This window comes from Undibacterium umbellatum, assembly GCF_014284125.1.
Classification (GTDB): Bacteria; Pseudomonadota; Gammaproteobacteria; order Burkholderiales; family Burkholderiaceae_D; genus Undibacterium; species Undibacterium umbellatum.
In genome coordinates this window covers 1-749 of record NZ_JACOFX010000061.1, presented here as the reverse complement: position 1 = coordinate 749, position 749 = coordinate 1, and the positions used below count along the sequence as shown (strand labels likewise).

The window sequence follows — 749 nt, the reverse complement described above, 5'->3', positions numbered from 1 at the left end:
CTCAGTGCACGTGCATCGATAACTGCTGCGCTTTCGATGGCTGTACCAGCTGTGTCTGCTGCATTGGATGCATCATTGGCTGTGTCGTTGTCATTAACGATGGCCAGAACGCCTGCGTTGTTGTTCGCAGCGATCAGTTCATTGGTCAATGTCAGACGGTAGTTACCAGCACCAGCTACACCAGCATTGTTGGATGTGCCAACCAGGCGGATTGTTTCGAAACCGGAAACGTTCGTCCATTCAGACGCGCCCAGTGCGATTGTGTCGCCCAGTGCTGCACCTGTCAGGTCGCCGTCGATGACGAGTGTGTCGCCTGTACCTGCGCCACCGGCTACGGTGTCGGAGATGGTCAAACCAGCGCGTGTGTCTTGGATGTTGTCGAAGACGACTGTGTCGTTACCTGCACCCATCTTGATGTTTTGCGCGCCGTTGGCTGCACCACTTGTGGATACGCGAACGTTGACGTTAGCCAGTTCTGCGGATGCATCAATTGTTGCTGCGACCAGTTTGATTTGGCCAGCTGTCAGGGACAGTTCTTGTACGCCAGCGATGTTGGCTGCTGCTGCACCTGTTGTGTCGATACGATACAGACCGCCGTTACCAGCGACTGTTGTGTCGAGGTTGATGAAGCCGCCTGCTGCGCCAGCACCTGCTGCTGTACCGATGGTGATGGTGCCTGTGTGGGCGCCAACGTTGGCCAGAGCAACTGTGTTGGATTCTGTGTCAGCATCGACCAGGGTGATGTTTTC

The 749-nt window shown here is 55.5% G+C and carries 1 pseudogene; it reads right to left on the bottom strand.

The window, feature by feature from the left end:
- Positions 1 to 749: pseudogene (locus H8L47_RS29160) on the bottom strand (hypothetical protein); the annotation flags it as partial.